Origin of the sequence: Prevotella sp. (assembly GCF_051059605.1) — a bacterium.
GTDB lineage: Bacteria > Bacteroidota > Bacteroidia > Bacteroidales > Bacteroidaceae > Prevotella.
In genome coordinates this window covers 560,618-584,274 of the sequence record NZ_CP050883.1, presented here as the reverse complement: position 1 = coordinate 584,274, position 23,657 = coordinate 560,618, and the positions used below count along the sequence as shown (strand labels likewise).

At 37.9% G+C, this 23,657-nt stretch carries 20 protein-coding genes and 1 riboswitch; of the genes, 5 read left to right on the top strand and 15 right to left on the bottom strand.

The genetic code is table 11. From position 1 onward, the window contains the following. The first annotated feature begins 4 nt into the window (after nt 1-4). Both HEQ28_RS02290 and HEQ28_RS02285 read left to right on the top strand, forming a co-directional pair. On the top strand, nt 5-355 hold the full coding sequence (locus tag HEQ28_RS02290; RefSeq protein WP_434503575.1) for a phage holin family protein: 351 nt from the start codon (nt 5-7) through the stop codon (nt 353-355). Then, the gene (locus tag HEQ28_RS02285; RefSeq protein ID WP_434503574.1) at nt 355-600 is read left to right on the top strand and encodes a hypothetical protein; all 246 of its coding nucleotides are present in this window, start codon (nt 355-357) and stop codon (nt 598-600) included. The genes HEQ28_RS02290 and HEQ28_RS02285 overlap by 1 nt, the downstream gene beginning before the upstream one ends. 22 nt (nt 601-622) lie before the next feature. On the opposite strand, the gene HEQ28_RS02280 is transcribed toward HEQ28_RS02285, so the two are convergent. Genes HEQ28_RS02280 through HEQ28_RS02270 form a run of 3 tightly spaced genes read right to left on the bottom strand, consistent with a single transcriptional unit; the run spans nt 623 to nt 3,271 of the window. Next, the gene (locus HEQ28_RS02280; RefSeq protein ID WP_434503573.1) at nt 623-1,396 is read right to left on the bottom strand and encodes an MBL fold metallo-hydrolase; all 774 of its coding nucleotides are present in this window, start codon (nt 1,394-1,396) and stop codon (nt 623-625) included. Beyond that, nucleotides 1,393-2,406 (bottom strand): UDP-N-acetylmuramate dehydrogenase, encoded by a 1,014-nt coding sequence (gene murB / locus HEQ28_RS02275; RefSeq protein ID WP_434503572.1) that lies wholly within the window; start codon nt 2,404-2,406, stop codon nt 1,393-1,395. The genes HEQ28_RS02280 and murB overlap by 4 nt, the downstream gene beginning before the upstream one ends. Before the next feature lie 7 nt (nt 2,407-2,413). Further along, entirely contained in the window at nt 2,414-3,271 is an 858-nt protein-coding gene (locus tag HEQ28_RS02270; RefSeq protein ID WP_434503571.1) for a DUF4348 domain-containing protein, read from the bottom strand. A gap of 237 nt (nt 3,272-3,508) precedes the next feature. Here HEQ28_RS02270 and pheS point away from each other — a divergent pair, with 237 nt between their 5' ends. Next, nucleotides 3,509-4,549 (top strand): phenylalanine--tRNA ligase subunit alpha, encoded by a 1,041-nt coding sequence (pheS, locus tag HEQ28_RS02265; RefSeq protein ID WP_434503570.1) that lies wholly within the window; start codon nt 3,509-3,511, stop codon nt 4,547-4,549. Nucleotides 4,550-4,643: 94 nt separating this feature from the next. On the opposite strand, the gene HEQ28_RS02260 is transcribed toward pheS, so the two are convergent. Genes HEQ28_RS02260 through HEQ28_RS02240 form a run of 5 tightly spaced genes read right to left on the bottom strand, consistent with a single transcriptional unit; the run spans nt 4,644 to nt 10,381 of the window. Further along, on the bottom strand, nt 4,644-5,129 hold the full coding sequence (locus HEQ28_RS02260) for a cob(I)yrinic acid a,c-diamide adenosyltransferase (RefSeq protein ID WP_434503569.1): 486 nt from the start codon (nt 5,127-5,129) through the stop codon (nt 4,644-4,646). Nucleotides 5,130-5,140: 11 nt separating this feature from the next. After that, nucleotides 5,141-6,151: an iron chelate uptake ABC transporter family permease subunit gene (locus tag HEQ28_RS02255; RefSeq protein ID WP_434503568.1), complete on the bottom strand. Its 1,011-nt coding sequence runs from the start codon at nt 6,149-6,151 to the stop codon at nt 5,141-5,143. A gap of 1 nt (nt 6,152) precedes the next feature. After that, on the bottom strand, nt 6,153-7,289 hold the full coding sequence (locus tag HEQ28_RS02250; RefSeq protein WP_434503567.1) for an ABC transporter substrate-binding protein: 1,137 nt from the start codon (nt 7,287-7,289) through the stop codon (nt 6,153-6,155). Further along, on the bottom strand, nt 7,289-8,386 hold the full coding sequence (locus HEQ28_RS02245; protein WP_434503566.1) for a YncE family protein: 1,098 nt from the start codon (nt 8,384-8,386) through the stop codon (nt 7,289-7,291). Before HEQ28_RS02245 ends, HEQ28_RS02250 begins: the two co-directional genes overlap by 1 nt. A 24-nt stretch (nt 8,387-8,410) precedes the next feature. After that, complete coding sequence (locus tag HEQ28_RS02240) at nt 8,411-10,381, bottom strand: TonB-dependent receptor plug domain-containing protein (RefSeq protein WP_434503565.1); 1,971 nt, start codon at nt 10,379-10,381, stop codon at nt 8,411-8,413. 18 nt (nt 10,382-10,399) lie between these two features. Further along, nucleotides 10,400-10,576, bottom strand: a riboswitch (cobalamin riboswitch). 135 nt (nt 10,577-10,711) lie between these two features. Between HEQ28_RS02240 and HEQ28_RS02235 the strand changes: the two genes are divergently transcribed. After that, a complete protein-coding gene (locus HEQ28_RS02235) occupies nt 10,712-12,181 on the top strand; it encodes an SLC13 family permease (protein ID WP_434503564.1) in 1,470 nt (489 codons plus the stop codon). Nucleotides 12,182-12,262: 81 nt separating this feature from the next. Here the strand turns inward: HEQ28_RS02235 and HEQ28_RS02230 are convergent, their stop codons facing one another. After that, the gene (locus HEQ28_RS02230; RefSeq protein WP_434503563.1) at nt 12,263-15,223 is read right to left on the bottom strand and encodes an outer membrane beta-barrel protein; all 2,961 of its coding nucleotides are present in this window, start codon (nt 15,221-15,223) and stop codon (nt 12,263-12,265) included. Between the two features lie 141 nt (nt 15,224-15,364). Here HEQ28_RS02230 and aroB point away from each other — a divergent pair, with 141 nt between their 5' ends. Further along, the gene (gene aroB, locus HEQ28_RS02225; RefSeq protein ID WP_434503562.1) at nt 15,365-16,411 is read left to right on the top strand and encodes a 3-dehydroquinate synthase; all 1,047 of its coding nucleotides are present in this window, start codon (nt 15,365-15,367) and stop codon (nt 16,409-16,411) included. Here aroB and HEQ28_RS02220 read toward each other — a convergent pair. From HEQ28_RS02220 to HEQ28_RS02195, 6 genes are read right to left on the bottom strand one after another with little or no spacing between them, the layout of a single operon-like run. Next, on the bottom strand, nt 16,388-17,362 hold the full coding sequence (locus HEQ28_RS02220) for an AMP-binding protein (RefSeq protein WP_434503561.1): 975 nt from the start codon (nt 17,360-17,362) through the stop codon (nt 16,388-16,390). The genes aroB and HEQ28_RS02220 overlap by 24 nt on opposite strands. Beyond that, nucleotides 17,359-18,390, bottom strand: coding sequence for an o-succinylbenzoate synthase (locus tag HEQ28_RS02215; RefSeq protein WP_434503560.1), 1,032 nt, complete (start codon nt 18,388-18,390; stop codon nt 17,359-17,361). Before HEQ28_RS02215 ends, HEQ28_RS02220 begins: the two co-directional genes overlap by 4 nt. A 51-nt stretch (nt 18,391-18,441) precedes the next feature. Continuing rightward, nucleotides 18,442-19,266 (bottom strand): 1,4-dihydroxy-2-naphthoyl-CoA synthase, encoded by an 825-nt coding sequence (menB, locus tag HEQ28_RS02210; RefSeq protein WP_434503559.1) that lies wholly within the window; start codon nt 19,264-19,266, stop codon nt 18,442-18,444. Further along, nucleotides 19,263-20,903, bottom strand: a complete 1,641-nt coding sequence (gene menD, locus HEQ28_RS02205; protein WP_434503558.1) for a 2-succinyl-5-enolpyruvyl-6-hydroxy-3-cyclohexene-1-carboxylic-acid synthase — start codon at nt 20,901-20,903, stop codon at nt 19,263-19,265. The genes menB and menD overlap by 4 nt, the downstream gene beginning before the upstream one ends. Next, the gene (locus HEQ28_RS02200; RefSeq protein WP_434503557.1) at nt 20,890-21,894 is read right to left on the bottom strand and encodes an isochorismate synthase; all 1,005 of its coding nucleotides are present in this window, start codon (nt 21,892-21,894) and stop codon (nt 20,890-20,892) included. Before HEQ28_RS02200 ends, menD begins: the two co-directional genes overlap by 14 nt. Then, a complete protein-coding gene (locus HEQ28_RS02195; RefSeq protein ID WP_434503556.1) occupies nt 21,887-22,318 on the bottom strand; it encodes a PaaI family thioesterase in 432 nt (143 codons plus the stop codon). Before HEQ28_RS02195 ends, HEQ28_RS02200 begins: the two co-directional genes overlap by 8 nt. Between the last annotated feature and the right edge of the window lie 1,339 nt (nt 22,319-23,657).

Here is a 23,657-nt window from a genome sequence, read left to right as displayed (position 1 = left end):
ATTTATGTTTTCAAACGACAGAAATATAGAAACGATTGGACAATTAGTAGAAATTATCAAACACTACATCGGGCTTCAAAAAGAATATATGAAACTCGATGTAGTTGATAAAATTGTCCGATTGCTAACTGCCTTAACGATATCTGCAATATTTGTAGTATTGTTGATGTTAGCATTAATATATCTTAGTTTTGCATGTGCGTTTGCTCTAGCCACTATAGTAGGAAATGTAATGGCTTTCACTATTGTAGGCGGTGGATATGTTCTAGCACTTATTTTATGTGTTAGCTTCCGCCATAAATGGATTGAAAAACCGCTTGTTAAATTTTTGGCGAACTTATTTTTAAGTAAATAATGGAGAATTTTTTTGAATATAAATCACTTGATGACATCAGAAGGCGCAAAGAGACATTGCGCCAAGAACTGCTGGAGGACGACAAGAAGATTAAGAATCTATGGGATGAAATGTCACGTCCATCTGATTTGTTTTCCAAAAGTGCGTCTCCTTCAAAACGTATTACGGGATTAATAAATACCAGTGCTGCACTTTTTGACGGAGCTATCCTCGGTTGGAAACTGTACCGTAAATTCAGAAAATAATTACAGGTTTGACGACTTGATTTTATATTATGATTATCTCTCCGTCAAACCCAAACTTGACACCTTCTGGCAATCGCTTATTAGCAACTTTGTCAAGTCCTATTGAATGAGTAAGATGCGTGAGATATGTTTTTTTCGCACCTATCTTTTTAGAAAAAGCGATAGCATCACCCACCAACTGGTGACTATGATGCGGTTTATCCCATCTTAATGCATTAACAACAAGAATTTCTATCCCTTTTAAATATTCTAATTCGTCATCATCAATACTTTTCATATCTGTGATATAGACTAATTTCCCTATTCTAAATCCAAGAATAGACATCGTATCATGTTTAATTCTTATTGGCATTATATCCAAATCCCCTATCTTAAATGTTTCATGAACATGAATAGTATTAAGATTTAATTTAGGAACACCTGGATAAAGTTTATTCTCATTATCATCAGGAAAACAATACGGCATGTTATTTTTCAATCCATTAGCTACGTCTTCCTCACTGTATATTTCTATATCACCAAATTGGCAATAAGGGCGTAAATCGTCAAGTCCAGCTACGTGATCATAGTGAATATGAGTAATCAACACTCCGTCTATCTTGCGAAAAGGTTGCTTTAGCATCTGTTCACGAAAATCAGGACCGCAATCTATCAATACTCTTGTAGATTCAGTTTCTACTAATGCAGATGTTCGCAAACGTTTATCATGACTATCATTGCTTTTGCATACTTCACAAGAACACCCTAGCACAGGTACACCTTGTGATGTTCCGGTCCCAAGTAACGTTATTTTCATCGTATATTCACCTCCGGATTAATTTCTATACCAAACTTGTCAAACACATCATGCCTGATAGTTTCGCAAAGTTTTATAATATCCTCTCCTGTAGCTCCTCCACAATTTATAAGTACCAAAGCTTGTTTGTCATGTACTCCAGCATTACCAAGTCGCCTACCTTTCCATCCACACTGATCAATCATCCAACCAGCAGGAATCTTATACGAAGTCTTAGAAACTTCATAATAAGGCATATTTGGATATTCATCATTCAGTTCCTTAAACTTATCAACCCCAACTATAGGATTCATAAAGAAACTTCCAGCATTTCCTGTAACCTTGGGGTCAGGCAACTTTGCATTACGTATTTCTATAATTATATCTCGAAGCTCTTTAGCTGAAGGTTCAGATATGTTTCTTTCTGCTAATTTAGCTCTTATATTGCCATAATCAAGTTTGGGCTTAAATGTGCTGTCCAATTTATAAGTGATATACGTCATAAGATACTTATCCTTCCACTCATTCTTGAATTTACTCTGCCTGTATTTATAATCACAGTCAGAATTTTCAAATTCAACAACATTTCCAGTCGCAATTTCTACAGCTTCGATTTTTACTATAATATCCTTTGCCTCTGCTCCGTATGCACCAATATTCTGGATTGCGCTAGCTCCTACCTCACCGGGTATTAGTGATAGGTTTTCAGCTCCATAATATCCATTTTCCACGCAATAAGCCACAACATCATCAAAAACTTCACCTGAACCACAACGCAAAAGATAGTCACCATTTACACAGTTAGCTTCTATACCATGAATATCAGAATGAACCACGTTCCCCTTATAATCAGCTTTAAGCAGAAGATTGCTTCCACTTCCTATGATAAGAAATGGCAAATTATCATTTGATATTATTTCAGATACTTTTTGGGCTTCATCAATAGATGAATATTCTATAAACCGATTGCATTTAGCATCAATACCAAAAGTATTGTGGGTCAGCAAGCTGTAGTCTTTATAATCTTTCATAAGCAATTTACATAGAAAGTTTTGTAAGTTTCCACTTTCCACCACGTTTCTTGAATGTCAGTTCTGTCTCAAGACCGTTTGCAATACCTCTTACAACAAAGATCTTCTGACTGCTTTCTGTATATTTCTGTCCGTAAATTATATTATATATCAGTCCTCTTGGCAGCTGGGGCGCGAAAGACGGCCATTGCTCTGGTGCCAAAGTACCAGTCATCGTACCAAAATCATCATCAGGGTCTGGTCCTGTAAACATAAGAGGATCATTTACACTATGCACCTGATATGCTGAATCAGCGACAAAATTCTGATAGAACTTCAAGAAAGACGCATTCATATTCTGATACAATGGCTTATAGTTTATTGAAGTCATAATCCATTGACCATTAATTCTGTTAAACAGATATTGCTTAACTACCTGTTTCTTAAAATACACCTTTTCTACAACAACATGATCTATAGATGTATCTTTAACAACTTGCATCTGCTTTATGTCATCAAAGATTAATGTGTAAAAATCCTGACGCATAAAGAAGTTATCTATCTTCCATTGTCCTTTCTGAATATATTTCTTCACCTTGCCATCTCTATATACAGGTAGTGGGTAGTGAATACGCTTACGCTGCAACTTGCGGTTAGCTGCAAAATTAAAGAAGAAATCATCAAAGAGTTCATCTGCAGCCTTTGGCATAGGAGTATCAGAAATGATATTATTCAAAGTATCAGCAGACGTACTGTCAGCCTCCTCTGTGTTTACAACTGCACTATCAGCAGATGTAGACTTTTTATCTGTGCAACCTGTCGTAGAAAAGACAGCAACACCAATTATCATTACTACAATGAAAGATAATATTAATTTTCTCATCATTAATTCCTTTTGCCTAACTAAATACTCTCAAATTTTCATGCAAAAATACAACTTTATTTCGATTGGCGCAATAAAGTGTGAGAAAAATATAGATACCTTATAAATTTATTATTTCTCTATTTTCTATTTCCAATAAAATTACGTAACTTTGCAAACTAGTTAACATGTATGCTACGCCAATTTATCTGGATGGCATATTTGATTAAGCATTCAAAAAGAATAAAAACGTTTTTAAATATGCTATTAGAGAAAATCGAATCACTTCTTAATGAAGTCAGTAGCCTTTCTGCAAAGAATGCAGATGAAGTAGAGCAGCTTCGTCTAAAATATCTAAGCAAAAAAGGAGAAATCAATGCACTTATGTCTGATTTCCGCGATATCGCTGCTGAACAAAAGAAAACTATTGGTGTCAAGATTAACGAACTTAAGCAGACTGCAACGGAAAAAATCAACAGCCTACGTGAACAGCTTACTGAAGCTGAAAGCCAAAGCGACGATATTGATTTGACACGTACTGCCTACCCTATTAAATTAGGAACACGTCATCCTTTGTCTATCGTAAAAAATGAGATAATAGATATTTTTCAACGTATGGGATTTGTTCTTGCTGACGGTCCAGAGATTGACGACGACAAGCATGTCTTTACTATGCTTAACTTCGCAGCTGATCATCCAGCAAGAGATATGCAAGATACATTCTTCATCGAGCAAAGCGACCCTAACGACGTAACAAAGAATATTCTTTTACGTTCACACACCTCTGGTGACCAGAGTCACTTTATGGAGAAACACGAGCCTCCTTTCCGAATTTTATGCCCAGGACGTGTATATCGTAATGAAGCTATAAGTGCCAGAGCACATTGTTTCTTCCATCAGGTTGAAGGTCTTTATGTTGACAAGAATGTTAACTTTACCGATTTAAAGCAAGTATTACTTACTTTCGCACGTGAGATGTTTGGTCCTGATACCAAAATCCGTCTTCGTCCAAGCTATTTCCCATTTACAGAGCCTAGTGCTGAAATGGATATTTCTTGTCATATTTGCGGTGGCAAGGGTTGTGGTTTCTGCAAGCATACCGGTTGGGTTGAAATCCTAGGTTGCGGAATGGTTGATCCAAACGTTCTTGAAGCATGTGGCATAGACAGCAAGGTATACTCTGGTTATGCATTTGGTATGGGCGTTGAACGAATAACAAATTTGAAATACAGAGTTAGCGATTTGCGTATGTTCTCTGAAAACGACACCCGTTTCCTTAAAGAATTTGAGTCTGCAAATTAATCAGATATAAATATATAGATAAAGGTTGAAAGTTATTCTTTCAACCTTTTTATTTGGAATAGATTAGCGCTAAAAAATATTGCGTCATGTATCTTTATTCTTTTGTTGCCTCTACAAACAACCAATCGCTAAGGCGATTCATGAAAGACATGATATTATCTGCTAGTTCATAATCGCGGCGCATGGTTATCAATCTACGTTCTGCGGTACGGCATTTTGTCCTTGCTATATGAAGATAAGCATTAGAGATGTTTTCGCCTGGCATGACGAAACAGAATTTACCATCATTCTTATTTTCATCTATATCATGTTCCAACTGCAATGTAATACTATCCAAATCAAATTTTGGATCCATACTTCCACCTGCAACAACTCCCATTATACGCATGATGATATTCTGAAACAACTCTATTTTCTGCTTTGAATCAGTATCATGAATGTAAACTTTGACAAGACCCAATGACGCATTTAACTCATCAAGAGCACCGTTAGCCTCAATTCTTACATCATCTTTTTCAACATGAGCCTCACCTTTCAATGATGTAAATCCTTTGTCACCAGTCTTTGTATATATTTTCATAGCAATTAAATTTATCGTTTCTTTAATATAACATATATTATCACAGGAGCCCCCATTACCGGTGTAACAGCATTAAGCGGTATCATTCCTCCATTAGACGGCAAATAGCACAACACATTGCACGCAAGAGCTATCAACGCTCCACACAACATCGTTGCCGGCAGAAGCATGCGATGATTATCGGTCTTTAAAAGAAGTCTCGCTATATGAGGAACTGCTAAACCGATAAAAGCAATAGGCCCACAAAAAGCGGTTACTATAGCAGTAAGCAAACCAGTGATTATCAATAATATGTTTCGTGTCTGCTTTACATTGATTCCTAAGTTTTCAGCATATTGATCTCCTAGCAACATGGCATTCAAGGGTTTTATCATCATCAGCGAGGCAACAAGTCCTACCAAAGTTATAACAGAAAATAAGGGAATATTATCCATCGTGACTCCACCAAAGTTTCCCATTCCCCATACCATATAACTCTTCACACCTTCCTCTGTTGCAAAGAAATTAAGAAGCGATATTGCAGAATTAGCCAGATAACCAATCATCAGTCCGATGATAAGCAACATCACATTATTGCGAACCATTGATGAAAAACCAAAGACGATAAACGTAACTATCATCGCTCCTGCAAAAGCAGCCAAGAATATAGCTATAAATCCAGAAACAGAGAACATCCCCACTGCCATATTCCCACCCAAAGCCAACATAACGAAAGCAACTCCTAAACCAGCACCACTATTGATACCAAAGACATCTGGACCAGCCAATGGATTACGAAACGTTGTCTGCAACATCAATCCGCATGTCGCCAAAGAAGCTCCTGAAAGAAGTGCCGTTATAGCTTGCGGAAGTCTTGACTGCAAAACAATAAATTTCCAAGACTCCCGTAAGCAATCACCTCCTGACAATATAGTAACAATAGCCTCAATAGGAATTTTTACAGATCCTATTACTATGTTAGCTATAAACATCAATACGATGCCTAAAGATAACCATATAAGGTATATTGCACCTTTTGTCATATCAATTTCCTAACTTATGATAATATCTCAACTTACCAAGTCTTAAATCTGGATGAAGTATGATAATCATGTCTTTTAATAATCTGTCTGGATGAAAACTGGCTTCCTCATAATATCTAGTCAAAGTGCAATTTGCACCATACACATTATTACTCTTAAAAGCTTTCATCTCGCCATATCCGTTATAATCAGCTTTCAGTTCGCCAAGAGTAGACGGATGAATATCATACTTATACATCCACACATCAGCTTTACCAGCATCATCGAGCACCCTTTCAAAAGGCAAACTCAGAGAACCAGCACTCTTATCGGCAGCATATACATACTTGCCGTTTGCATCGCTAATCATCTGGGCTATCGTACTCTTTCCTCCAGGAACATACCATACACTTCCTGTTTTAAGTTCGGTAATAACTGAACGTCTGATCCTTGATTTTATTGCCTCAGCCTTCAAAGCCTTATAATTATTGTCAATAGACTTAAATAAGTTTGTTGCTTCTTTTTCCTTACCATAGAGCATACCATAGAATATCATCCACTCTGCCCTACCCAATGCTGTGGGTTCCATATAGTCAGCTGCCTCAACAATAGGAATATTTATATCCTCAAGTTTGCCATACCCACCACTATTTTCAAATGGAGAGATGATAAGAACCTGCGGTTTACTGTCTATAACTTTCTCAACATCAGCACTCATGCCGTTTCCGCAATCAACAATATCTTTACCTATTCGTTTGTGAACATCAGGAATATTAATGTATTTAAGATCACAGACTCCAGTTATTGACTTCGCGCTATTCAAGTCGTAGAGAAGAGCGCAATGTACGGTTGAAAAGATGACGCTACGCTTAACCGGAACGTTTATTACTGAAGCGCCTTCTGACTTCAGATTATTAACTGCTTTGGAATCCAAAGCTTTATTTTCAGCCAACACATAAGTATGCAATATTCGAGACGGCTTCCATGGATCTTTAAGTTTTACTACACTATATCCATCATATTTCACTGCCTCTATATTCTTTGCATACTTGAAATGCAACGTATCACCTCCCATTGCATAACGGTCTGTTTTGCCGCTATTGCATGAGGAGAAGATACATACTAAAAATGAAATAAATAATAATAAATATTTCTTCATTAATTTACCTTTTCATATCCATAGTTGAAGAATATTGCCGCTGGTGATGCACCGCAAACATAATCCTTTACTTTTGTACCAGTAGAAGTAAACTCTCTTACATATCCGTTCATATTATAATCAGGCTTATGAGTTTCAGAGCTTATACCATTTGATGCAATAAACACACGACCAGTGATTGGATCAACAGCAATTTGTGCTGGACTATCTACTGTTCCAGCAAAAGCAGTTGTTGTTTTGGTTGCAAGAGTATAAATTCCGTAAGTAACAGCATTAGCTTTGTAAGCAGCATTAACAAAATAGAAATTACCTTGATACAAGTCTGCCATCGTTGCATCAAACAAAGTAGTTGATGATGTGCCTGATATCAGCTTCACCCCAGCACCAACTTGCTTATAGCTTGCATCATAAGAACCATAATCCAAAACATACAAACTATTATTAGCATAGAATAACTTTACAGGATTAGTTACGCCAGAGACAGCCTGTGTTTCAACAGATCCATTGGTAAGATTGATTGCTGATATAGTACCATTGCCCATACCATAATTAGAATTGGCTACATAAATATAGTTACCTACTCCTACAAGTCCCTCTGGATAAGATCCTACAGTGTATTTATTTGAAAGAGCATAAGTTGTTGTATCTACTGCAGCGACAACACCATGGTAGGTGGTAAAATAGATCTTACCGTTTCCAGCAATGATATGACGAGGATTAGTACCAAGATCAGTACCCAGCAAATCAGTAGTCTTAATCTGTTTGATACTCTTCAATGTGGTTTTGTCTACGACCTCAATAGTTGCCGAACCATCAACTACGATATACATTTTACTACCATATACAAGTCCATCATTAGCTCCCGTTCCTAGAGAACTACCATTAGCCTTAGCAAATACACTAGTAGTTGACTCACCGCTTGTATAATCAATATACGAAAGATTAGCAGGATTTGTAGATGTGCCATAGGCTACAACATAAGCGCCATCACTAACAGCTTTTAGTCCCACACCCTCATATTTATCGTCATCACTACAAGAAGCCAATCCTAAGATGGCTGTTACAATAAACAAAACACTCAAAAATTTTCTATTCATATTATTTTCTATTAATTATTACACTTAAAAACTATACGTTGCCGACATCGTAAAACTTCTTCCTGGCATAGGATACATATATATAATATTGTATTGCTTATTAAATATATTCAGTATATCGCCACGCAAAGTAAGTTTGCCACCTATATCAATCGTCTTATACATAGACAATCCTGCTTCTATATATCCAGGAATACTATTTCCATTATAATGTTCATTGTTTGCCCAGCTCATAGTCATTCCCGTCCCATGAATACTAAAATTAACCAAAGGGTTCTCATAGCTCAACGAGGCACTACCAGAATGAACCGGCATATAAGCCAACTGATTATGATAGTATTCAGAAGTCTTACTTGTTCGGTTCTCACATTTATTATATGTGTAATTACTAGATAACGAAATGGTCTGCCGTGAATCTAAATGATATGAGGCAAGAATAGACGCATCAACACCTTGAACAAGAACCTTACCAACATTAATATGTGTCCATACAAACATATTATAAGGAACTGCAACAATTTTATCTTTTACATTATTAATATAAGCATCTAATGTAGCTTCAAAATCCATGCGATGAGAGATACTCTGTCTCCACGTAACGCCTAAGTTAAATTGCTTTGTAATTTCTGGCTTCAAATCACGACTACCATAAAGATAATAATAGCTTTCAGTAAACGTTGGAGCTCTAAAAATACTCTTATAAGAAGCTCTCACAAACAAGTCGTGATTTTGAAGTAATTTATATGATAATGAGAAACTAGGTGACAATCTTCTCATATCCTTACTACCCTCGCCATCCTTTTCATCATTAAGATAAACAGAATGAAGAAGACGTGCCATGGCAGTAAACCTACTGATGGAATATTTTGCCGTGAAACTCTGCATGATGGTGTTGCGATAAGGTCGTGTATCAGTAGCAAGACTGCTATTGAGATTATTATAAGCATAATCCAACGAATAGTCAAAAGCCAAATGATCAACAGGTGTATACAACAAACTTGCACTTCCATAATATTCACGTTGCCAATAGCTGGCATCCTTAATCCCATCCGGATAAACATCATCCTTATATATAGAAGCTGCCCAGTTTACTTTAGCATTCACCTTCAGACTTAGATTTCCACTATTGTTTCGTGTCGTGAAAAAGGTCTGCAAGAAAGCATTTCTATCACGCAGACGCTGACCGCTTATATTCGTATAATATATCACCTGACCAGGCAATAGGCGGCTGTTATCATAATAATATATCTTCGTCCACAGATTAGACAACTTGTTAATGCTCCATCTCAGATCCATCTCTCCGTGATAGCTATCCATTTTGTTATGGGTACGTTTCTCGTGAGTAATCAAACTTATATTTTTAAGCGTAAAGGGGAAGTTATTATCTGCGTGCGTATATTCAGAAGAAACACTCGCGACAAAAGAGTCACTATATCTTTGAGTATATTTCACAAAAGGATTGAATAATCCAAACGAGCCTGTCTTTACTTCCGTAAGCAAGTGAGCACGATAATCCGACGGTAACATTTTAAGAGTTTCTATGGAAAGAACAGCTGGATAGGCTGCTTGACGAGCTGGAATAAATATATCGTCATTGTCTCCTATAGCAAGACTCACGCTCCCTACATTATTTAATGCGTAACGTGATAAATCTATTTCACCATTCTGACATTCGCTCAATATAATACCATCATAAGAAACACCAGTATGTTGACTTCCCAATCCCCTCACAGATACTGTCTTCATTCCACCCGTACCTCCATAATCACGAATATTGATACCAGCAAGACGATGAAGAGCATCTGAAATATCAGTAACACCGAACTTCAACAAGTCGGTGCTTCCAAGATACTGCACAGGAGCCGTTGAAAGTACACTACTTTTATGAGCACTAGCTATAACCTCTACATCATCAAGTAATATAGAGTCACTTTGAGCCATGACAGAATTGTCATAAGTCAAACATAATATAATACACAATAAGATCTTTCTCATTCTTCCTCGAGAATTGGAAAATATTAAATTACAAAGGCAGGTCTTCTGACTACACGACTTAAAACAAGCACCTTCCCGGTATTAACCAGTGGTATAAGCTTATTCATCAATGTCGCTTACAGCAGCGGGACTGTCAAGGATTTTCACCTTATTCCCTTTTAATCATTCTTTTGAACCATTTGCGTTGGCGAATTTACGATAAAACAGTGAGATATGCAAGCAAAAGAAACTTTTTAATGAAAAAAAAACGGCTATATCACTTGACGACAACATATATAAATTGTATATTTGCCAATGTCTAACATCGTTATAACCATAAAAACATATATTATGCAAGATTCATTAAAAAAAGTTTTATCGGGAGATTTTAACAAGAAAAAGTTTCTGATGTTTGCCATTACGGCTTTTATAACATTATTAGTTTGGAATCTCCCGATAAATGTATTCGGCATTGATGGTTTAACTATCGTGCAACAGCGTGTCATCGCCATATTTGCAATGGCTGTGCTTTTATGGATTACCGAAGCCATACCGGCTTGGGCAACTTCCATTACAATAATCTTTGTTTTACTGTTCTGTGTCAGCGACTCCTCGTTTTCTTTTCTTCAGGGAACAGAAGGACAATATGGCAAACTGCTTGATCATGTTGGTGTCATGGCATGCTTTGCCGACCCTACAATCATCCTGTTTCTTGGTGGATTTATCATAGCTATTGCCGCCACTAAAAGTGGACTTGACGTACTCATGGCAAGAACTCTGATGAAGCCATTCGGCAAAAAAAGTGAAAATGTTTTATTAGGTTTTCTGCTTATAACGGGTATCTTCTCTATGTTTATTTCAAATACTGCAACAGCAGCTATGATGCTAACATTTCTTACACCTGTTTTTAAAGCTTTACCAGCAAACGGAAGAGGACGTATGGGGTTAACGATGGCTATCCCTATTGGTGCTAACCTTGGCGGTATGGGAACGCCTATCGGAACACCTCCAAATATATTCGCACTAAAATATCTTAACGACCCCACAGGCATTAATCTTGGTATTACTTTCACCCAATGGATGATTATAATGGTTCCTTTAGTCATCATACTAATTATCATTGCCTGGAGGCTTATTCTTTACTTCTTCCCTTTCACACAAAAAACAATAGATCTTAAAATTGATGGAGAAGTCTCTCATAATTGGCGTACAGTTGTTGTTGGAGTTACAATAATAACAACAATATTACTATGGATTTTCGGCAGTCAACTTTTTGGCATAAACGCAAATACAACAGCAATGCTGCCTATTGCAGTATTCGCTCTGACTGGTGTCATCACAGCAAAAGACTTACAAGAAATTGACTGGTCGGTAATCTGGATGGTTGCAGGAGGTTTCGCATTAGGTATGGCAATGAATGGAACTGGACTTGCAGAGAATGCGATAAACAGTATTCCTTTCGGTCAATGGAATCCGTTTGTCATCCTCATCACAGCTTGTCTGATATGCTATGGTCTGAGCAACTTCATCAGCAACACGGCAACTGCTGCACTTTTGCTCCCTATCTTGGCAGTCGTTTGTAAAGGAATGGGTGACAGTCTTGGATCAATCGGCGGAACAGTAACCGTTCTTGTAGGCATCGCCATCGCTGCAAGTGCTGCCATGTGTTTACCAATAAGTACACCTCCAAACGCTATTGCATTCTCAACTGGTTTGATTAAGCAAAACGATATGGTAAAAGTTGGACTATCAGTAGGCATCATCACTTTGGTTCTAGGTTTAGGAACATTAATCATATTCGGAAGATTGGGTATCTTCTAATATCTATATACATAAAAGATGCCCCCCGAAAGTTATAAAACTTTCGGGGGGCATTCATAAATATATCATTAAATCATTTCATTAGAAAGGACGTCCACCGCCGAAACCGCCACGGTGTCCTCCGCCTCCCATACCGCCACGTGGACGATCTCCTCTACCAGGGCCATCCCCGTCAGGACCATGCTGCATATTCATGCGTGCATCCTTACCTCCAAAGATGTTAACACGATAGATAACATGCAACATTGCATAACTGTTTATGCTATTATATTGTGTGTCGCTACGCTGTATCGCACTTATCGTACGGCTGAAATTACTCTGATTGTGTAGAATATCGTATAATTGCAAGCTCACTGTAAGTGGACTGCCTTTAAGGAAGCCTTGTGACAACTGAGCATTCCATACAAGTTCATTCGTATTCATAGCGTTATCACTATATCCTCTACGACTATTATTATGAAGGTCTGTTGCCAAACTTGTACCCCAAGGTAGAGTTATGTTTACCGAACCACCATAAACAAACTGCCACGTATCAAGATTATTATTATTCAAGATATCATTACGGCTGTGAGTATAGTTCAACGAACCGTCTGCAGCAAGTTCCAACCAACCATTACGATAGCTTGTTTCAATTCTTTCACCTAAAGATGAAGAACGAGTAGTTGTCTTTGTTGATTCGTTATTCAAGAAGTTAAACGCAACATAATTATTATAGCTCACATTTGTGAATGTGTTCACATTGAAAACACCAGCTGAGTCAATAGCCGTATTAAACATAAATGCACCTCTTACATTCCAGTTACCGTTAATATTTTCAGGGCGAGTAACTCGTCCACCGGTAGCCTCATTATAGGTAACCATACTACTTATGTCGTTACTGGTATTGCTATAATTGATGAATGTCATTATTGCACGCTGTTTTTTCTCAATATAATTATTATAGAATAATCTAAAGTTATTTGTAAACGAAGGCTTCAATCCTGGGTTACCCTTTGAGATGTTCAATGGATCACTGTCATCTGTTATATCCAGTAATTGTGTCATACTAGGTTGCGATGTCGTTCCACGGTAGTTAATACGAAGATTACTTACCTTACTGAAACGATAGCGGAAATCCAATGTTGGAGTTACGTTGGTAACAGTACGGGTTGTATCTACATGCACCCCTTGATAATTCTGCATATAACTAGACTTCTGAGGTTCAACCATCACACCTACGTTAAACGTATATTTTGTGCGGATTATTCTCAACATCAATTCGAAGTCATGAATATAATTCTTATACTCTGAATAACGACTAAGATTTGTATCAATATATGATTCAACAGGATTTGCCAATCTTGAAAGATAAGAATTCCAATCGCCATACATCAAAGGTAGACCAGAGAAATAGTTCTCACCAAGATTACTGAAATCATAAGTTGAGCGATCGCTCTTGCTATATTTATATTCATATTTATAACTAAACTGCAAGAAAACAGCCCTCATGATTGGTTCGCTATATGTGAACTGCAAATCATACCCTGAGTTTGTTGTAGGAGTAACATTCCATCTATTCGTCTGATAGGTTGAATCCACATTGCTAGAGTTCATTATCTGGTATAGATGCACATTACTTAATGACAAACTCTTGCTGTCACTCTTACCATAACTTACATCTCCCTTTAATGTCAAGTTGCGTCCTTTAGTTCCAAATTTTCTATTATATTGCAACATAGCGCCAATATTTTTATTATTGCTATTGCTAATACCGCTGTTATCACGAGTGTTAACCATCAGATTTTCATCTGATAGTTTCTTTATTGACTCCGCTGATAAAGGATCTAAAACATACGAATACGGATCTGCATTATAAGAACCAGACGTACTCTTGCTTACACCATCATTATTAGAATATGTGAATGAAGGACGAAACATGATATCAGTCATAGAATCAGGATTCCATTCCAATCTCATTCTTGCATCCCAACTGTCACTTCTACTAAAACTCTGACTAATACTATTTGAAAAAGCGCCTTTAGTACTTACGAAATTTTCTACAGAGCTCGTCGTGTTTACATCACCATCCGCATGTTGCCAACGTACAGAAGCATCAATTTGAAGTTTATCTTTCTGTTCAAAATTATAATTCAAACCTAGCATTTTAGATGCATTCAAACCTTGCTGTCCGGCACCAAAGCTACCATAGCCACCGCCACCAGGAAATCCTTTATCGTTGGTGTTATTAGCATTGGCAAAAACCATCAACCTATTTTTATCATTAAAATAAGCTCCCATAGCCCTGTTTGAATAACGATCCTTAGTACCTGCTGAAAGATCTATGTTACTAAACATACCTTTATTCATTCCAGGCTTCATACCAAAGTCTAATACCGTTTCCTCTTCACCATCATCAATACCGGTAACCTTTGCCAAGTCACTTTTCTTGTCATAAGCCTTAATCTTATTAATCACTGATGTTGGGATATTCTTTAATGCCGTTTTCGTATCGCCGGTCATAAACTCTTTTCCTTCAACAAGAATTTTCTTGACTTGCTTACCATTAATAGTAATTGTACCATCGTCAGCAATCTGTGCTCCAGGAAGTCGTTTCACCAATTCTTCAATAGTAGAACCTTCAGGAGTACGATATGCCGAGGAATTATAAACAAATGTATCTTCCTTCAGCGTCACCTTTGCAGCTTGTCCAACTACAGTCGCTCCTTTCAACATAACAGCATCTGATCCAAGAATAATTTTACCAAGATCAACATTACCTGAATTCGCAATATTTAAACGCTTTACAACCGGCTTATAACCAATACTAGTTATACGAACAATATAACGTCCGTCATCATTTGCTTTGACAGAAAATTTACCTTCGTTATTAGAAATTGTACCGGCAACAAAAGTACTGTCTTTCGCACGTAGCAATTGCACTGTTGTCTGCGTTAGTGGCTCTTTGGTATCACGATCGGATAAACTTCCTGTGATGAGGCGATTTTGCGCATACGAGGCAACGGCAAAAAACGCCAGTAGAAATAGTATTAAAGATTTTTTCATCTAATGTATAATTTATTTACGATAGGTTAGACTCTATTTTTTGCAACAAGTTTAATCAAAAATGTCAAAATATGAGTTAAAATTTTGTTATTAAACCAAAATGATATATTTTTGCATAGGAAACTTACGTTATAACGGTATATGGAACAAAGAATAATAATATCCAAAAATATTGGAGAAGAATTAGCTAAGGCTATTTCAGAATGTGAGCACGACAAGCTTTTTGTACTTACTGATGAAACTACGCATGAAAAGTGCTGGCCCACCATTGGCAAACTTATAAGAATGAGAAATGCCAAAGTCATCACTATAAAGGCTACAGATTCACATAAGGATATTGATTCTCTTGCCCAAATATGGCAGGAACTAGGCAAAGGCGGTGCTACAAGACATTCATGTATGGTTAATCTTGGTGGTGGTATGGTTACAGACCTCGGTGGTTTTGCTGCCTCTACCTTTAAAAGAGGTATTGATTTCATTAATATTCCAACTACCCTTCTCGCTATGGTTGATGCTTCTGTTGGTGGAAAGACAGGCATGAACTTTAATGGATTAAAAAATGAGGTTGGCGTATTCAACGATAGTAAGTTTGTTATCCTTGACACTGAGTTTCTAAAGACACTTGACAGTGAGAATATTCTTTCTGGATATGCCGAAATGCTTAAACACGGTCTTATATCAAACGATAAGATGTGGGCACAGTTGGTTAATTTTGAAATCAGCAACCCTGATTTCGGCTTACTACAAACGATGGTTGCCGACTCTGTAGAGGTGAAAAAGGACATAGTGAAAAAAGATCCTTATGAAAATGGCATAAGAAAGGCTTTGAATTTAGGACATACTTTCGGACATGCTTTTGAAAGTTGGTCATTAAAGCGTAAGCCTATACTTCATGGTTATGCTGTTGCCTACGGACTTATATGCGAATTATATCTGAGTAGCATAAAGGCTGGATTCCCTACCGACAAGATGCGACAGACCGTTAATTTTATACGTGAGAACTATGGCACGTTAGGAATAACGTGTGATGATTATGACGAACTTATAGAGCTGATGACTCACGATAAGAAAAACAAAGCTGGAATCATCAATTTCACACTTCTTGAAAATGTAGGTAATATAAAGATAAACCAAACTGCTACTATCGAGGAAATAAAAGAAACTTTAGATTTCTTTCGCGAGGGATAATGCTTTGACACGTGCTGGTTTACCAGTTTCTGTGAGAGGAATACTTTCAATATGAAGATAATCGTGAGGACACCAATATTTAGGTAGCACACGTTTACATATAGCTTCAACTTCGGCGATATTGTCGTTTTCAGTAATGAGGACCACAATCTCGCCGAATTTCTTATCACTACGTTTTGTGATCATAAAATTCGACTCCATATAAGGTCTAAGAGCACGCTCAACTTCTTCCATCTGGATTTTGATGCCACCGCTACAGATCACATTATCTTTCCTGCCCAATATTCTGAATTTCCCATCTTTAAGTTCAACGATGTCATTGGTTACAAGTTTGCCATCATGTACCAAAGGTGCATCAATAACTAAACATCCGTCTTCGTTTTGCGAAACATCAACACTGTCAAAAGGAGTGTACCATTCTGAAGCACTATCGCCATTCAGTCTACGAAGGGCTATATGCGAAAGCGTCTCCGTCATGCCATAAGTGCTCCATACATGATTAGGGAAACTGCGTAATGCCTTTGCCAGTTCATCATCAATAGCTCCCCCACCAATAATCAAATGGGTGAAGCTACGTAATGTCTCTGCTTCAGCAGCAACATTCAAAGAATTATAAACCTGTAAAGGCACCATTGCTGCCAAAGAGGGTTTATCAAAAGATAAAGATATATCCTTCAACGGATGACCACTTGGAGTTACACTCACTAAATTAAGTTTGCGCTCAATACTGCGCACGACCAACATTTTCCCGGCGATATAATCTAAAGGCATACACAAGAAAGCAGTATCACCAGGGCATAACCCAAGGAAGTCACATGTTATTCTTGCAGAATTCAACATACGTTTTTTTTCAACATACATTGGTTTAGGATTTCCTGTAGATCCACTAGTATGAACAAGTATCATATCAGATTCATTGTTCCATTCTGTCAAAAATTCATCTAGTGTCATTCTCTGTACCAAATTTTATCTCCATCAACCACCAATGGCATATCTATGTTATCAGTAAACAGTTGTCCTGTACCAAGTCCCTGTGGCATGGAAACAGAAGGACCGTAAGTCTTCGCACAATAATGAGCAATCGCATTCAGTCCTATATTACTTTCCAGTGCACTTGTTATCCAACTGCCGATACCTCGTTCTTTAGCCAGCTTTATCCATTCGTCGCACCCATACATTCCACCATGAAGACTTGGTTTGAGAATTATATACTGTGGACGTATCGAATCTAAAAGATATTCTTTCATGCTCTTCACATTCACACCAATAAGTTCTTCATCCAAAGCTATTGGCAATGGAGTTTCCTTGCACAGGCGTGCCATGTCTTTCCATTGATGTTGCTTGATAGGTTGTTCTATTGAATGAATATCATATTGAGCTAATGCCTCAAGGCGTTCCATCGCATTGTCAGGAGTAAATCCACCATTGGCATCAACTCGCAACTCTATCGTATTTTTATCAAAAGCCTCACGGATATGCTTGATCAAATCAAGTTCCTTATCAAAGTCTATTGCGCCAATCTTCAATTTCACGCAATGAAAGCCTGCCTTTAACTTTGTTTCCAAGCGGGAATACATCTCTTCAAATGTTCCCATCCATACAAGTCCGTTAATAGTTATTCCTTCCTCACTTCGGGCGAAAGGCGTGTCGTATAAACGTGTAGAACCATTTGCATCCAACTGGGCAAAAGCCGTTTCCAATCCGAACAATATTGAGGGATAAGGACGAAGTATATCATAAGGTATCTTGCCAGTCTGTTCAACCATCAAACAGATATCCTTTAAAATCTTATTATATTCAGGAACAGCATCACATGAAAGATCAGGCAACGTTGCACATTCACCAACACCCTTTATTCCTGGGCAGTCATCATCCGTAATCGTGAGATAATAACTTTGGCGCGTTGTATAAACACCACGCGAAGTACCAGCAGGTTGTTTAAAATGCAATGTTCGTTCTGAAATTTCTATATGTTTCATATTCTAAAAGATTCTAAATCAAGATAACACAATTACGATATACCCTTAATATCAAGGAAATTGAGGATACTTATCAAAATCAGGCTTGCGCTTTTCAAGGAAAGCCTTTCCACCCTCTTGCGCCTCGTCCATCGTATAATACAACATTGTGGCATCACCGGCTAGTTCTTGTATTCCAGCCTGACCATCAAGTTCTGCATTCAATCCAGCCTTAATCATTCTCAAAGCAAGCGGACTGCGCTCCATCATAATTTCAGCCCATTCCACGCATGTATCTTCTAGCTCATCAAAAGGAACCACCTTGTTTACCATGCCCATTTCTTCGGCTTCCTTAGCAGAATACTGCTTACATAGGAACCATATCTCACGCGCTTTCTTCTGTCCTACCATACGTGCAAGATAACTTGCGCCGAAACCAGCATCAAAACTTCCAACTTTAGGACCTGTCTGTCCGAAGATTGCATTCTCAGAAGCTATTGTGAGGTCACACATCACATGAAGTACGTGTCCACCACCTATAGCATAGCCATTAACCATTGCAATAACTGGTTTTGGCAAACGACGTATTTGCATCTGAACATCAAGTACGTTTAGGCGTGGCACACCATCGTTACCAACATATCCTCCGCGTCCCTTCACGTGCATATCGCCACCTGAACAGAATGCCTTATCTCCAGCTCCTGTTAAAATCACTACACGAACGTCAGTGCATTCACGGCAATAATTAAAAGCCAGACTCATTTCCCATGTTGTCAATGGGGTGAAAGCATTGCGATAACGTTCTCTGTTAATCGTTATCTTTGCAATATGATTATATTCCTCGAAGAGGATTTCCTTGAAATCAAACCCTTCTATTTTTTTCCATTCTCTTGTCATATACTTGTATAATATTCTTTTATCACATTCATATCATTTTCGGCATCTGTGAATACTTCCAACAAAGTAGGATTGTCCGACTTCATATTGATTAGTTTGTCAAGACCTGCCTTCAATGTTTCAGCATTAAATGCCTCTATATGATTTATATGGTTTGCCATGCATATTCCCGCTGCACTGGTATCGTGCTTAGCCATCACAAGATTGTCACGTGCATTGCTATCTTTTAGTCCTTCAAACTTTCCGAATATCGCTCCTCCCCCATTATTAAGCAATAATATCTTTAAGTTTCCACCTATATTTTTATTCCAAAGAGCATTCTGATCATAGAAGAAACTGAGGTCGCCAATCACGCAATAAACATCTTTGTCACTTGCCAGAGAATATCCTGCAGCTGTTGAGAGAGAACCCTCGATACCGTTTATTCCACGATTTACATATAGATAGCCTTTTGAATAGATGCATCCAAAACGTACTGACATGCTATTAGCGTAATGTCTTATGATATCATGATGTGCAATAGCTTCCTCAAAAGCTTTAACAGCAGACATCTGAGAATATTTAGGAATAAACGAACGGCATTTTTCCACGATGTTCTTCACCACTACGGAATCATGCCAAAGATGATAATAGTCTTTGCAATTATCAAAGACAATAGTATCAAGCAATTCAGAAACATTACCTTCAATCACACCAATTGCATTCATCAATGTGTCGGCAATCTTTCCATCTTCACTAGCCATCCACACCTCTGCCTTGCGTGCTGCCTTGCGCAGAAACTTCTTTATTGACTTACTTACGATGCAATCTCCAATGTATAGGATGAAGTCAGGAGAATAGCGCTCATCGTTCTCAACACATCTCACAATCTCGTCCAGATATAGCTGAGCACCACCCGCACTTAACGGTTCAATCAACACTACAGCGTTTGACTGCAAATGCTTTGATAATCTTTCACTTAAACTTTCAATCTGACTTTGTCCTATAACGATCATCGGTCTGCTTGAATGTTTAAATCTATCAAGCATCAACGTTCTTGCTTTTGAGGTATCAGCATTAGCTGAAACAAATTCTATCTTGCGTTCAACGGGTAACTTTGTTTGAGTAAAACTATAAAGTGGTTCAGTTATCGGAACATTTATATGTACAGGACCACAAGCGCCGCATGCACATGAAATCAAAACTTCGTTAATCATTCGATTACAAAACCATCTTTCTTCCTCATCATGAGGTTCTGGCAAATTTATAGACTTCTTTACAAAGCTCCCCAAAGCTCCGTTTTGCGGTATTGTCTGTCCATCAAGTTGATTAATCCATTGGGAAGGACGATCAGCTGAAACAACGATAAGTGGCAAATGCTGATAAAAAGCCTCTGCAACAGCTGGTAATAAATTTAGCAATGCTGTTCCTGATGTCACGCAAACAACAACTGGGCTACCTGTAGCCTGTGCAATTCCTAAAGCATAGAAACCCGCACTGCGCTCATCTGTAACTGGATAACATTCCACATCCGGGCATTCATTGAGGTTGTGTACTATCGGAGCATTTCTGCTTCCAGGACAGACAACCGCTTTATTCACGCCATGGTTCACAAGGAGTGAAGTTAGGATATTTACGTTTTCCTTATCTGAGTACATCAAGCATTGTATTTAGTTTATATTCCGTTTCCAACCATTCATGTGCTTCATCGCTATCTGGAAGTAAACCGCCACCGGCATAAAGTCTGCAACGGCTTCTTTCAATTTGCATACAGCGCAATGACACATAAAGATGAGTAGTTCCTGAATAATTCAACGGACCACAGAAGCCACTATAATAATGGCGCTTACTATGTTCGTTTGAGAGAATAAAAGAACGAGCCGCCTCTTTTGGAATACCGCATACAGCAGGAGTAGGATGAAGTTCATCTATCATCTTTCCCAGTAACTTTTCATCGCGCATTGAGAAATAAAAGTCTGTGCGCAAGTGAAACAAGTTTGCCGCAGTAGTCACATGAGGATCAGATACTTCTATGTCATTTGAAAACATCTCAAGACATTTTCTTATATAGTCAGCAACATATTTCTGTTCTTTCTGATTTTTATCACTCCAAGGTCCTGGTGTTTTCATTGTCCCAGCCAGAGCCATTGTGTGCCATTTAGATAATTCAGAATCTTTTTCTATCAACACTTCAGGTGTAGACATAAGCCACGTTCCACTTTCAGGAGTTGACACAAGAGCTACAAACTGATGGGGATACATCCTGCATGCTTTCATGAATAATGCCATAGACCGTTTCTCGAAATCAGCATTAACACTTATATTACGAGAAAGTACCAGTTTATCAAAACTACCGTCAAGCAACTTATCATGAAAACGCTCAAAGTCTTTTCGATACGCTTCCCTGTCATAAGACACATTTAAATCAGTTTCTTCATCAGCATATTCTATTTCGTCGCACTTCGTTACCTCTATTTTATCTGGGCAGATCACCAACAGACTATCACTATCAAGGCAAAAAGGAGCAAAGACAAAACCACGTTTATCTTCCAGCTCAGCATACGAAGAAAGGCGTTGCGGCATAGAATCCGAACAGATCTTCACACAGGTATCTGTGTCAGGCAAACGATAAATTGCAAAACTAGTCATTTTTCTTTTTCGGAGCCGCTGTTCTCATTATATAATTAGTGACATGAACTGTAGAAATCAAGTTTCCTTCACTGTTTTTGATATCTATTTGCCATTCATGCAAAGTATTTCCCTTGAATTGCAGTTTACCATAAGCAGTAACTGTATCACCTTCAAGCACGGCACGTACATGGTTTCCACTTACATTAATACCTACACAAATCTTTCCAGGGCATAAAGCCAAACTACCGACACCAGCCAAATTCTCTGCCAATGCAAGAGAAGCACCTCCACTAAGAAAGCCAAACGGTTGACGATTACGTTCATCAACCTTCATCCTAGCCATACATGTATCTGGTTCTGGAGTAGAAATAAATTCCATACCGAGGGTATTTGACAACCCATCATCTTTGAGTAATATTTCTTTTTGTTTTTCTACATTCATAATGTTATCTTTTTCTTTATTTCAAAGGTACTGCAAACGATAGCAGAATAATCCAACTTACTTGAATTTTATACCAATTACAGCTGTATCTTATGCAAAGATATAAATAAATTGTGGAACAACCTAAATATTTTCTCAGAGATTATAATGCAAATACTCCCCGAAACAATCAGATGCCAGAAATGCGGAAGGGAACTTCCTAAACAGAAGTTAGAACGCATGAAGTCTGGAACCTATCGGCAAGTGTGCAACCAGTGTAAATACGAGTACTACATCAAACCCGCTAGGGTAAGGCGCATACTCAGGGAACTGGAAAACGATACATAGGTTTTACAAATTAATAAGCGTCGAAACGTCTATTTGCTGATAATCAACGTATTAGAGGCTGTTTTTCAAAAACATACTGTCGGTAAAATGGCAAATAACAAAAACGTTTCTACGATAAAACGGAAACGTTTGATCGATGAAACGCAAACTTTATGTCGTAGCAACAGAAACGTTTCCACGTACAAACGCAAATGTGATGTCGTAGAACGGAATTTTGATCATAAAAACGAAAAAACAGAATGAAAATATCTAAAATCAACGTCTTGTATAAGGCAAAACAGGAAATCAAACAAAAATTGACGAGTCTTGATGATTTATTTGTCATGATTCGGGGTGAAAAATACCAAAAACAATGCAACAAACTGCGATATGCCCTCAATTCATATCTCAATATTGCAGGTATATAGTTGACAGAGACGGCAGAACTGGCACAAATGCAGTTTTCTTTGTGCAGAAGATGAAAACAAAGTATCGTAACAACAGCAACATCATGCGCATGGGACATATTCTGATGAGAAACAAGTTTAATCTGAGAAGAGAAAAACCTCCGTTATGATATCGTTAAAAATGACACGGTGATGACACTTGATTAATTACGATTAATGAAGTAGCACACTGATAGTCAATGGCTAGACGCTTAGACGCTAGTATTTCTGAAAACCCTATGTACGCACGTGTAGGAAGCGGTTAAAGATGGCTTGAATGCGTTGGAGTCTAGCTGATATTATTGAGTATGTTTGCTAATTGATTGAGTACTCCCATGTGTTTATTCTCTCCCAGATAGCGCAGAGGTCGCAGATGAATGCAGCAAGCTGCATTATTTCGCAGAGAAACAGCAAACAGCATAAACTGCATATCTTCACCGAGTGGTAACTGTCTTTGTCAGCGAAATCTGCGTAATCTGCGAGAGAATAGGCCGTTCACACATGCAAAGAACGAGTAATAAAACAAAAGAATATCAGCGGGAATCAGCGGGAGAACAGACCTTATATTACTTTGGCTAACATGCCAA

Excerpts from the sequence above, each read along its gene's own strand:
- HEQ28_RS02290 (WP_434503575.1), top strand. The coding sequence starts at position 5 with ATGTTTTCAAACGACAGAAATATAGAAACGATTGGACAATTAGTAGAA.
- HEQ28_RS02285 (WP_434503574.1), top strand. The coding sequence starts at position 355 with ATGGAGAATTTTTTTGAATATAAATCACTTGATGACATCAGAAGGCGC.
- HEQ28_RS02280 (WP_434503573.1), bottom strand. The coding sequence starts at position 1,396 with ATGAAAATAACGTTACTTGGGACCGGAACATCACAAGGTGTACCTGTG.
- murB (WP_434503572.1), bottom strand. The coding sequence starts at position 2,406 with ATGAAAGATTATAAAGACTACAGCTTGCTGACCCACAATACTTTTGGT.
- HEQ28_RS02270 (WP_434503571.1), bottom strand. The coding sequence starts at position 3,271 with ATGATGAGAAAATTAATATTATCTTTCATTGTAGTAATGATAATTGGT.
- pheS (WP_434503570.1), top strand. The coding sequence starts at position 3,509 with ATGCTATTAGAGAAAATCGAATCACTTCTTAATGAAGTCAGTAGCCTT.
- HEQ28_RS02260 (WP_434503569.1), bottom strand. The coding sequence starts at position 5,129 with ATGAAAATATATACAAAGACTGGTGACAAAGGATTTACATCATTGAAA.
- HEQ28_RS02255 (WP_434503568.1), bottom strand. The coding sequence starts at position 6,151 with ATGACAAAAGGTGCAATATACCTTATATGGTTATCTTTAGGCATCGTA.
- HEQ28_RS02250 (WP_434503567.1), bottom strand. The coding sequence starts at position 7,289 with ATGAAGAAATATTTATTATTATTTATTTCATTTTTAGTATGTATCTTC.
- HEQ28_RS02245 (WP_434503566.1), bottom strand. The coding sequence starts at position 8,386 with ATGAATAGAAAATTTTTGAGTGTTTTGTTTATTGTAACAGCCATCTTA.
- HEQ28_RS02240 (WP_434503565.1), bottom strand. The coding sequence starts at position 10,381 with ATGAGAAAGATCTTATTGTGTATTATATTATGTTTGACTTATGACAAT.
- HEQ28_RS02235 (WP_434503564.1), top strand. The coding sequence starts at position 10,712 with ATGCAAGATTCATTAAAAAAAGTTTTATCGGGAGATTTTAACAAGAAA.
- HEQ28_RS02230 (WP_434503563.1), bottom strand. The coding sequence starts at position 15,223 with ATGAAAAAATCTTTAATACTATTTCTACTGGCGTTTTTTGCCGTTGCC.
- aroB (WP_434503562.1), top strand. The coding sequence starts at position 15,365 with ATGGAACAAAGAATAATAATATCCAAAAATATTGGAGAAGAATTAGCT.
- HEQ28_RS02220 (WP_434503561.1), bottom strand. The coding sequence starts at position 17,362 with ATGACACTAGATGAATTTTTGACAGAATGGAACAATGAATCTGATATG.
- HEQ28_RS02215 (WP_434503560.1), bottom strand. The coding sequence starts at position 18,390 with ATGAAACATATAGAAATTTCAGAACGAACATTGCATTTTAAACAACCT.
- menB (WP_434503559.1), bottom strand. The coding sequence starts at position 19,266 with ATGACAAGAGAATGGAAAAAAATAGAAGGGTTTGATTTCAAGGAAATC.
- menD (WP_434503558.1), bottom strand. The coding sequence starts at position 20,903 with ATGTACTCAGATAAGGAAAACGTAAATATCCTAACTTCACTCCTTGTG.
- HEQ28_RS02200 (WP_434503557.1), bottom strand. The coding sequence starts at position 21,894 with ATGACTAGTTTTGCAATTTATCGTTTGCCTGACACAGATACCTGTGTG.
- HEQ28_RS02195 (WP_434503556.1), bottom strand. The coding sequence starts at position 22,318 with ATGAATGTAGAAAAACAAAAAGAAATATTACTCAAAGATGATGGGTTG.